The sequence below is a fragment of the Brevibacterium rongguiense genome, from assembly GCF_009857845.1.
Taxonomy (GTDB): Bacteria; Actinomycetota; Actinomycetes; order Actinomycetales; family Brevibacteriaceae; genus Brevibacterium; species Brevibacterium rongguiense.
The window spans coordinates 1-10,212 of sequence record NZ_WWEQ01000080.1; the positions used below are offsets into that span (position 1 = coordinate 1).

The 10,212-nt window shown below is 72.1% G+C and carries 8 protein-coding genes; 4 read left to right on the plus strand and 4 right to left on the minus strand.

Features of this window, described 5'->3' with window-relative positions; genetic code table 11:
- The 4 genes from GSY69_RS12755 to GSY69_RS12770 form a co-directional block, all read left to right on the plus strand.
- Positions 1-957: ABC transporter permease (locus tag GSY69_RS12755; protein WP_407925027.1), on the plus strand; the 957-nt coding region annotated here is incomplete at its 5' end.
- Positions 954-1,964, plus strand: a complete 1,011-nt coding sequence (locus GSY69_RS12760; RefSeq protein ID WP_160954222.1) for an ABC transporter permease — start codon at positions 954-956, stop codon at positions 1,962-1,964. The genes GSY69_RS12755 and GSY69_RS12760, both read left to right, overlap by 4 nt.
- A gap of 226 nt (positions 1,965-2,190) precedes the next feature.
- Entirely contained in the window at positions 2,191-3,861 is a 1,671-nt protein-coding gene (locus tag GSY69_RS12765; RefSeq protein WP_160954223.1) for an ABC transporter substrate-binding protein, read from the plus strand.
- Between the two features lie 39 nt (positions 3,862-3,900).
- Positions 3,901-5,715: an ATP-binding cassette domain-containing protein gene (locus tag GSY69_RS12770; protein ID WP_235936550.1), complete on the plus strand. Its 1,815-nt coding sequence runs from the start codon at positions 3,901-3,903 to the stop codon at positions 5,713-5,715.
- A gap of 42 nt (positions 5,716-5,757) precedes the next feature.
- On the opposite strand, the gene GSY69_RS12775 is transcribed toward GSY69_RS12770, so the two are convergent.
- From GSY69_RS12775 to GSY69_RS12790, 4 genes are all read right to left on the minus strand, one after another.
- Positions 5,758-6,504: a hypothetical protein gene (locus GSY69_RS12775; RefSeq protein WP_160954224.1), complete on the minus strand. Its 747-nt coding sequence runs from the start codon at positions 6,502-6,504 to the stop codon at positions 5,758-5,760.
- A 145-nt stretch (positions 6,505-6,649) separates the two neighbouring features.
- Positions 6,650-7,678 (minus strand): ketol-acid reductoisomerase, encoded by a 1,029-nt coding sequence (ilvC, locus tag GSY69_RS12780; RefSeq protein ID WP_160954225.1) that lies wholly within the window; start codon positions 7,676-7,678, stop codon positions 6,650-6,652.
- A gap of 154 nt (positions 7,679-7,832) precedes the next feature.
- Complete coding sequence (gene ilvN / locus GSY69_RS12785) at positions 7,833-8,342, minus strand: acetolactate synthase small subunit (RefSeq protein WP_160954226.1); 510 nt, start codon at positions 8,340-8,342, stop codon at positions 7,833-7,835.
- A complete protein-coding gene (locus tag GSY69_RS12790; RefSeq protein ID WP_160954227.1) occupies positions 8,339-10,210 on the minus strand; it encodes an acetolactate synthase large subunit in 1,872 nt (623 codons plus the stop codon). Before GSY69_RS12790 ends, ilvN begins: the two co-directional genes overlap by 4 nt.
- Positions 10,211-10,212 lie beyond the last annotated feature (2 nt).

Below are 10,212 nucleotides of genomic sequence, written 5' to 3' on the forward strand. Positions count from 1 at the left end.
GCCGGCCGGCGCCGGTCGGCGCGCGGAGCCGGCCGCGGCCCGCTGCACCGGCTGCGCACGGACCCCGCGGCGCTCATCGGCGTCGCGCTCGTGGCGCTCGCCGTGCTCATGATCCCCGCCGCGCCGCTGTACACGGCGCTCAGCGGCAACGACCCGTACACGTACAACACGGACCTGCTCGCGGCCAACACCGCGCCGGCGGGCCCCCTGGGCGGGATGAGCGCGGCGCACCCGTTCGGCCTCGAGCCCCGCACCGGCCGGGATCTGCTCGCGATCGTCCTGTGGGGCTCGCACGTCTCGCTCTTCATCGGCCTGGCGGCCACGGTCGTCTCCGTCATCATCGGCGTGGCCGTGGGCATCACGGCCGGCTACTTCGGCGGGCTCGCCGACCGGCTGCTCAGCCGGTTCACCGACGTGGTCTTCGGCTTCCCGTTCCTCATCTTCGCGATCGCGCTCTCGGCGGTCGTGCCGGACCGCTTCCCCAAGTCCGTCGTGCTCGTGGCCGTCATCGGGCTCTTCGGCTGGCCGAGCATCGCGCGCGTGGTCCGCTCCGAGGCGCTGAGCCTGCGCTCGCGCGGCTTCGTGCGCGCCGCCCGCGCCACCGGCATCCCGGCCGGCACGATCCTCATCCGCGAGATCCTGCCCAACCTCGCCGCCACGATCATTGTGTTCACCACGATGAGCCTGCCGGCGAAGATCGGCACCGAGGCGGCGCTGAGCTTCCTGGGCGTCGGCATCAACCCGCCCACCCCCTCCTGGGGCCGGACCATCTCCTCGGCCGTCGAGTGGGTCCAGGTCGACCCCCTCTACCTCGTCTTCCCCGGTGCCGCGCTGTTCGTCGTCACCCTGGGCTTCACGCTCTTCGGCGACGGCCTGCGCGATGCGCTCGACCCGCGCACCGCGGAGACCGGCGCGGACGCGGGCGCCCCCGCGGCCGCCGAGGAGGCCATCCGATGAGCCGGGCGCTGGGCTACCTACGCTTCGCCGCGGGCCGGCTGGGCGGCGCGCTCGCCGTGCTCCTCGTCATCGCGGCGGCGAGCTTCGCCATCTTCTACCTGCTGCCGAACAACCCCGCCCAGCTGTCCTGCGGCAAGCCGTGCACCCCGGACCGGCTCGTCGAGGTCCAGTCCTACATGGGCCTCGACCGGCCGTGGTTCGCCCAGCTCGGCGCCTTCCTGTGGGGCATCGTCGCCGGCCGCACGTTCGGCGACGGCGCCACCGCGATCCACTGCGCCGCGCCCTGCTTCGGGTACTCGTTCCGCCTCCACACCGACGTCACGTCGCTACTCGCCGAGCGCCTGCCCGTGACCCTCTCGATCGCCCTGGGCGCGCTCCTGCTGTGGACCGTCGTGGGCGTGGGCGCCGGCGTCATCGCCGCGCTGCGCCGCGGGCGCGCCGCCGACCGCCTGCTCATGGGCGCCTCGGTCCTGGGCGTCTCCGCCCCGGCCTACCTCGTGGGGCTGCTGTTCATCCTGCTCTTCGGGTTCACGCTCAACGTCCTGCCGATCGGCGGCTACGTGCCGCTGAGCGAGTCCCCGGGCGGCTGGGCGTTCCACCTCATCATGCCGTGGACGGTGCTCGCGATCATCAACGGCGCGATCTACACGCGCCTGACCCGCGGCTCGCTCATCGAGGTCATGGGCATGGACTTCATCCGCACGGCGCGCTCGATCGGGCTCAAGGAGTCCGCCGTCGTCACCCGCCACGGGCTGCGCAACCTCGTCGTGCCCATCGCCACGCTCGTCGCCCTCGACTTCGGCTCCCTGCTGGGCGGCACCGTCATCACGGAGAAGGTCTTCGCCATCCAGGGCGTGGGCGGACTGCTCCTCGACGCGGTGAACGCGCTCGACCTGCAGATCATCGTGGGCGTCACGCTCTTCGCCGCCCTCGCCGTCGTCCTCGCCAACTTCGCCGTCGACCTGCTCTACGGCGCGCTCGACCCGCGCATCGGGGCCCCGTCGTGAGCCCGGCGGCCACGTGCGCGGCCCGGGTGCCGCGCCTGGCCTACGCCCCTAGGCTGGCCTTCCGGCACCCGCCGGGCCGGCGATGTCACCGCCGCCGAGGCGCCGGCCGGCACCCGTTGCCCGCCCGCCTCCGATCCGCCGCGCCATGCGCGGCCGGCGCCCGCCACGGGCGGCCGCCCCGCGCCTCGGGCGCGGCCCAGACTCAGCACAACGACAAGGACCTGCAATGAAGACAACGGCTTTCGCCGCCGCGGCGATCACGGCGGCACTGGCACTGGCCGGCTGCCACGCCAACGACTTGGACGACACGAGCGGCGGACAGGGCGGGCTGGGCGAGACGCACCGCGGTGGCGCCCTGAGCATCCTGAGCTCGCAGACGCAGATGGACTGGGATCCGGCGAAGAGCCAGAGCCTCGCGATCACGTCGCTGGGCCTCGTCGAGCGGCGCCTGACGACGTGGAAGATCGAGCCGGGCGCGGAGCCGCAGGTGGTTCCGGACATGGCCCAGGACACCGGGAAGGCCAGCGACGGCGGCAAGACCTGGACGTTCCGGCTCAAGGACGGGCTGAAGTTCGAGGACGGCACCGCGATCCGGGCCGCGGACGTCAAGTACGGCATCGAGCGCTCGTTCGCCCCGGAGCTCTCCGGCGGCCTGAGCTACCACAAGGCCCTGCTGGCCGGGGGCAAGGACTACTCCGGGCCGTACAAGGGCAAGGAGCTCGCCTCGATCGAGACCCCGGACGACGCGACGCTCGTCTTCCACCTCTCCTCCGCCTACGGAGACTTCCCCTGGATCGCCTCGATGCCGGCGTTCTCCGCGGTGCCCAAGGCCAAGGACGATCCGCAGAAGTACGCGGACAAGCCCGTCGCGACCGGCCCCTACCGGGTGAAGTCGAACGCCTCGGGCAGCTCCTCCGTGCTCGAGCGCAACCCCGAGTGGAGCGCGGACACGGACGAGGTCCGCACGGCCGGGCCGGACTCCATCACGTTCCAGCTCGGCCAGGATCCCACGGTCGCCGCGCAGTCGATCGTCGCGGACTCCGGAGATGCCGCGAACAGCTTCACGGCCGACTTCGTGCCGGCCGCGCAGCTCGCCCAGGTCCAGCAGAATTCGGCGGCGAAGTCGCGCCTCGTCACCTCCGGCGACGGTGCGCTGGCCTACCTGGCGATGAACGTCGAGTCCAAGGGCCTCGACAACCCCACGGTGCGCAAGGCCTTCGAGTACGCGGTGGACAAGAACGCGTTCCGCGTGGCCGCCGGCGGGGAGATCGCCGGCGACTTCGCCTCCACCCTCATCACCCCGGGCATCCCCGGGCGCCAGGACTACAACGACTACCAGGCGCCGGAGTCCGGCGACGTGGACAAGGCGAAGGCGCTGCTCAAGGACTCCGGCCAGTCGTTGGGCACGCTCACCATGCTGACGAAGAACGACTCGACCTCCGTCTCGCAGGCCGAGGCGATCCAGCAGGGCCTCCAGCGGGCCGGCATCAAGGTGAAGATCAAGGCCGAGGACTCCGATTCGCTTGCCGCGGACGCCACGACCGGCAAGCCGGACTACGACCTCTACCTGGGCTCCTGGCAGCCGGACTTCCCGTCGGCCAACGGCAACATCCAGCCGCTGTTCGACTCCTCGCAGATCGGCGGGGGCAACTACAACATCTCCCGCTACTCCAACAAGGAAGTCGACGGGCTCATCGCCCAGGCGACCGAGGAGGTCGACCAGTCCAAGGCGCAGGAGCTGTGGGCGAAGGCGGACCGGCGCATCATGCAGGATGCCCCGGTGGTCCCGCTCATCTACACGAAGAACTCGTTCCTGCACGGCTCGAACGTGGAGAACTTCGCGATCGGCTCGTTCCCGGCCTACCCGAACTACCTGAAGGCCTCACTCAAGGGCTGAGCGGCAGGCCGAGCGGCTGGAGGGGATGAGAAAACTGCCATGGAGGATGCGATGACGGCACCGGAGCCCGTGCTGGACGTGCGCGGGCTGAGCGTGCGCTTCGGCGCGCACCCGGTGACCCACGACGTCGACCTGCGCGTGCGCGAGGCCAGCGTGCTGGCGCTCGTCGGCGAATCGGGATCCGGCAAGTCGGTCACCGCGCTCTCGCTCGTGGGCCTGGCCGGCGGGTCCGCGCACGCCGCCGGCAGCGCCGTGCTGGCCGACGGCACGCAGCTCGTGGGCGCGCCCCCGGAGGTGCTGCGCGCGGTGCGCGGCCTGCGCATCGGGATGGTCTTCCAGGAGCCCATGGGCGCCTGCGACCCCATGTACCGGGTGGGCCGCCTCATCGCGGAGGCGCTGAGCGCGCACGGCGAGCGGGTGAGCCGCGAGGCCGCGCGGGCCCGCGTGCTGACCGCGCTGCGCGCGGCGGGCCTCGCCGATCCGGAGCGGATCGCGCGGTCCTTCCCCCACGAGCTCTCCGGCGGCCAGCTCCAGCGGGCCATGATCGCACTGGCCACGATCCACGACCCGGAGCTCCTCATCGCCGACGAGCCCACCACCGCGCTCGACGTCACGGTCCAGGCGGAGATCCTCGACCTCCTGCGCTCGATCGCCCGGGAGCGCGCCGTCCTCCTCATCACCCACGACATGGGCGTCGTCGCCGATGTCGCCGACGACGTGGCGGTCATGCGCGAGGGCCGGATCGTCGAGGCGGCACCCGTCGAGCAGCTCTTCGCCCATCCGCAGCACGCCTACACGCGCACGCTGCTGGCCTCCGTGCCCCGCCTCACCGGCCTGGGCGAGGGCGCGGAGGCCCAGCCCGAGGCGCGGGTCCGCGCGCGCTCGGAGGAGCGCGCGAAGGACGGTCCGGCGGCGCCGCATGCGCCGGACGGTGCGGCGGCTTCGAATGCGCAGGGCGGTGCGCGCGCCTCGACGCGCCCACCCCAGCCCGCGGGCGCGCACGCGCAGGGAGCGCAGGGAGCTCCGCGGGCCGAGCAGCGCGGTGAAGATTCCCCAGCGGCGCGGCTGCACGAGGCAGTCGTCGTCCACGGCGGCCGCGGCGGTACGCGGGCACTGGACGGAGTGAGCCTCGAGGTGCCGCGCGGCACGGTCGTGGGGCTCGTGGGCGAGTCCGGCTCGGGCAAGTCCACGATCGCGAACGTGCTCGTGGGCCAGCAGGCGCTCACCTCGGGGTGGGCGGAGGTGGCCGGCACCCGGGTCCGGCCGGGCAACGGCCGCGAGCAGCGCCGGGTGAGGGCCCGCATCGGCACCGTGTTCCAGGATCCCGCGGGCTCCCTCAACCCCCGCCGCACGGTCGGGGCCCAGCTCGCCCAGCCCCTGCGCACGCACACGGACCTGGGCCACGGGGCGATCCGGCAGCGCGTCGCCGCGCTGCTGGACGAGGTGCGGCTGCCCGCGGGCACCGGTGAGCGCATGCCCCATGAGCTCTCCGGCGGGCAGAAGCAGCGCGTGTCGATCGCCCGGGCGCTCGCGCTGGACCCGGACCTGCTCATCGCGGACGAGCCCACCTCCGCGCTCGATGTCTCCGTGCAGGCCGGGGTGCTCGAACTGCTGCGCGAGCTGCACGACGAGCGCGCGTTCGCCTCGCTCTTCATCAGCCACGACCTGGCCGTCATCGAGCAGATCGCCGCGCACGTGGTCGTGCTGCGCGGCGGCGCGGTCGTGGAGTCCGGCGGCGCCGAGCAGGTGCTGCGCCGGCCCACCTCGGACTACACCCGGGAGCTCATCAGCGCAGCTCCCGTGGCAGATCCGATCGCGCAGGCGCGCCGCCGGGAGGCGGCCCGCGCCCACTGAGCGCAGTGACGGTGCGCGCTGCCGGCCCGAGCCGGCGGCGGCTCAGAACCGCTGCAGCTCGAGGCGGCGCAGGCGCGCCCGGATCCCGCGGTCGAGCGAGAAGCGCACGCCCGCGATGATCCACAGCTCCGCGAGCAGGAGACCGCTCACCGCGAAGTGCGCGAATCCCAGCGCCGGGAGCGCCGGCAGGCCCCCGGGCGAGCCGACCGCCGTGAAGCCGAAGAGCAGCAGCCACCACGCACTCAGCCAGATCGCGGAGGTGAGGAAGGCCGTGCGCGGCGCCTGCGCGGCGCGGAAGACCCGGCCGTGCGCATCGTAGGGGCCGTCGCTGTCCGGGCCGCCGCGGGCGAAGAGGTCGACGAGGCGGCCGGCCCACGCCTGGCAGACGACGAGGAGCCGAATCGCGCCGGCCCGCTCATCGCGGCGCGCGAAGTCCGCATCCGCCCGGCGCACCTGCTCCAGGTAGTGCGCCGGCGGCGCGACGATGCGGTCGAGGCTCGCAGTGAGCCGGCGGTGCAGGCCCACGAGGCGCACGGCATGGACAGCGCCCCAGGCGAGCATGAGCGCCTCGATCCCCACGACGATGCCCAGGGCGGCGGTGGACACCGCGGCGCCGCCCTGGCTGCGGCTGCCCTGGCCGCCCATGATGGCGAGGAGCGCGAGCACGGGCAGGACGAGGAAGGCGCCCAGCGCCCAGCCGAAGCCCACCCAGGGGAACAGCCGCGAGGGCACGAGCAGGTGCGGCGCATCGGGGTGCTGGGCCAGGGGGTAGAGGTAGCGGGGCGCCATGCGGGCCAGTATCGCAGGCAGCCCGTCTGCACGGCAGCCCGTCTGCAGGGGCCCGAACGCGCAAACGCCCCGGCGAGTCTCCTCGCCGGGGCGTCCGCCCACGTGCTGGGCGCTCAGGTGCAGCGCGCAGGTGAAGGGTGCCGGGTCAGCGCGCCGCGGTGCCCTCGGTGTAGTCGTCGTCAGAGTCCTTGAGCCACGCGAACATCTTGCGCAGCTCGCGCCCGGTCGCCTCGATCGGGTGCTTCTCCTCCTTGGCGCGCAGCTCGTTGAATTCCTTCGCGCCGTTCTTCTGGTCGTCCATGAATCGCTGGGCGAACGAGCCGTTCTGGATGTCCGCGAGGACCTCCTTCATGTGCTCCTTGACCTCCGGCGTGATGACGCGGGGGCCGGAGACGTAGTCGCCGTACTCCGCGGTGTCGGAGCAGGACCAGCGCTGCTTGGCGATGCCGCCCTCGACCATGAGGTCGACGATGAGCTTGAGCTCGTGGAGCACCTCGAAGTAGGCGATCTCCGGCTGGTAGCCGGCCTCGGTGAGGGTCTCGAAGCCGTACTGGACGAGGTGGGAGACGCCGCCGCAGAGCACGGTCTGCTCGCCGAACAGGTCGGTCTCCGTCTCCTCCGTGAACGTCGTCTTGATGCCGCCGGCGCGCAGCCCGCCGATCGCCTTCGCGTACGACATGACGGTGTCCCAGGCGGTGCCGGTCGCGTCGACCTCGACGGCGACGAGCACGGGCACGCCGCGGCCGTCGACGAACTCGCGGCGGACCACGTGGCCGGGGCCCTTGGGCGCGACCATCATGACGTCGACGCCCTCGGGCGCCTCGATGTAGCCGAAGCGGATGTTGAAGCCGTGGCTGAACAGCAGGGCCTTGCCCGGGGTCAGCTTGTCCTGGATCTCGTCCTTGTAGATGTCGGCCTGGACCTGGTCCGGGGCGAGGATGACGATGAGGTCTGCCCACTCGGCGACCTCGGCCGGGGTGCCGACGGTGAAGCCCTGCGCCTCGGCGCGGTCCCGCGTCTTCGAGGATGCGGCCAGGCCGATCCGGACGTCGACGCCGGAATCGCGCAGGCTCAGCGCGTGCGCGTGGCCCTGGCTGCCGAAGCCGATGACTGCGACCTTCTTGCCCTGGATGACCGCCAGGTCCGCATCGTCGTCGTAGTAGCGCTCTGCCATGGGAATCAATCTCCTCAAGTAGGTGTCTCGAATGATGGTAGCTGGTGTGGGACGCGGTCCCGGGTACGTTCACATGCCGGGCGGCCCCCGTGGGCAGCCGGCCCGCGCCCGAGGTGCGGGAACGGCGGGCGCCGGCCCGCGCCTCGGCGGCGGGTCAGGCGCGCGGCGCCTTGTCCGTGATCGACTTCGACCCGCGCCCGATCGCCACGGTGCCGGACTGGACGATCTCCTTGATGCCGAAGGGCTCGAGGACCTGGCGCAGGGCGTCGAGCTTGCCCTGCTCTCCGGTGGCCTCGACGCAGACCGTGTCCGGGGAGACATCCACGATGTGGGCGCGGAACATCTCGACTGCGGCGGCGATCTGGGCGCGCGAGGCCGCATCGGCGCGGACCTTGAAGATCATGTGCGCGCGCCGCACCGAGGCCTCGGGCTCCAGTTCGACGATCTTGATGACGTTGACGAGCTTGTTGAGCTGCTTGGTCACCTGCTCGAGCGGCACATCGTGGACGTCGACGACCACGGTGATGCGCGAGAGCTCCTCGTAGCCGGTGGTTCCCACCGCCAGTGAGTCGATGTTGAAGCCGCGCCGGGCGATGAGGCCGGAGAAGCGGGTCAGGACGCCGGGCTTGTTCTCCACGAGCACCGAGAGCGTGTGGCGGCTCATGCCAGCCCCTCCTCTTCCTCTTCCTCCTCGAAGTCCGGGCGCAGGTCCCGGGCGTACTGGATCTCATCGTTGCTCACGCCCGCCGCGACCATGGGCCAGACCATCGCGTCGGCGGGGACCGTGAAGTCGAGGACGACGGGCCGGTCGTCGATCGCCAGCGCCTCCTCCACCGCCGCGTCGACGTCCTCGTTGCGGTCCACGCGCCTGCCGTAGGCACCGTAGGCCTCCGCGAGCTTGACGAAGTCCGGCACGCGGATGCTGTTGTGGCCGGTGTTGAGGTCCGTGTTCGAGTAGCGCCCGTCGTAGAAGAGCGTCTGCCACTGGCGGACCATGCCGAGCGAGGAGTTGTTGATGATCGCGACCTTGATCGGGATGCTGCAGATGACGCAGGTGGCGAGCTCCTGGTTGGTCATCTGGAAGCAGCCGTCGCCGTCGATCGCCCAGACGGTGCGGTCGGGCTCCCCCACCTTGGCGCCCATCGCCGCGGGCACCGCGTAGCCCATGGTGCCGGCGCCGCCGGAGTTGAGCCAGGAGTTGGGCCGGTCGTACGTGACGAACTGGCTGGCCCACATCTGGTGCTGGCCGACGCCTGCCACGTAGATGCCCTCCGGCCCGGTGAGGGCGGAGATGCGCTGGATGACGTACTGCGGATCGCACAGTCCCTCGTCGTTGGCGTCGTAGCCCAGCGGGTACGTCTCCTTCCAGCCGCGCACGGTGGCCCACCACTTCTCGCGCGGGTCCTCGAGCGCCTGCGGGTGCTCGGACTTGAGCTCCGCGAGGAGTTCGGCGAGGACCTCGCGGGCATCGCCGACGATGGGGACCTCGGCCTCGCGGTTCTTGCCGATCTCCGCGGGGTCGATGTCTGCGTGGATGACTTTGGCCCGCGGTGCGAACGAGTCGAGGTCGCCCGTGACCCGGTCATCGAAGCGCGAGCCGATCGCGATGAGCAGATCCGACTTCTGGAACGAGGCGACCGCGGCCACGGACCCGTGCATGCCGGGCATCCCCACGTGCTGCGGGTGCGTGTCCGGGAAGGCGCCGCGCGCCATGAGGGTGGTGGCCACGGGGATGTTCGTCGCTTCGGCGAGCGCGAGGAGCTCCTTGGCCGCGCCGGAGCGGATGACCCCGCCGCCGGCGTAGATGACGGGCCGCTTGGCCTTCGCGATGAGGGCCGCGGCCTCGCGGATCTGCTTGGCGTGGGGCTTGAGCACCGGCTTGTAGCCGGGCAGCGCGGGCACGTCCGGCCATACGAACGGCGCGGTGCTCGCCTGCGCGTCCTTCGTCACGTCCACGAGCACGGGGCCGGGGCGGCCCGTCGAGGCGATGTGGTGGGCGCTGAGGATGGCCTGCGGGATGTCCTCGGTGCGCGTGACGAGGAAGCTGTGCTTGGTCACGGGCATCGTCATGCCCACGATGTCGGCCTCCTGGAAGGCGTCCGTGCCCAGCAGGTTCGAGGCCTGCTGGCCCGTGATCGCCATGATCGGCACGGAGTCCATGTGGGCGTCGGCGAGCGCAGTCACGAGGTTCGTGGCACCGGGCCCGGAGGTCGCGATGCACACGCCCACCCTGCCGGTTGCCGCGGCGTAGCCCTCCGCCGCGTGCCCGGCGCCCTGCTCGTGGCGCACGAGGATGTGGTTGATGATCTCCGAGTCCAGCAGCGGATCGTAGGTGGGCAGGATCGTGCCGCCGGGCAGCCCGAAGACGTCCGTGACGCCCAGCAGCTCGAGGCTGCGCACGATCGCCTGGGCGCCGGTGAGCACCTCGGGCTCCGATTCGCGCCGGGTGTCGCCCGAGCGGCGGGCGGGTGCGGGCCGGGCACCGCCCTGGGGCCGGGCGCCGGCGGCAGGGCGGGGGGCGGGCTTGGGCAGAT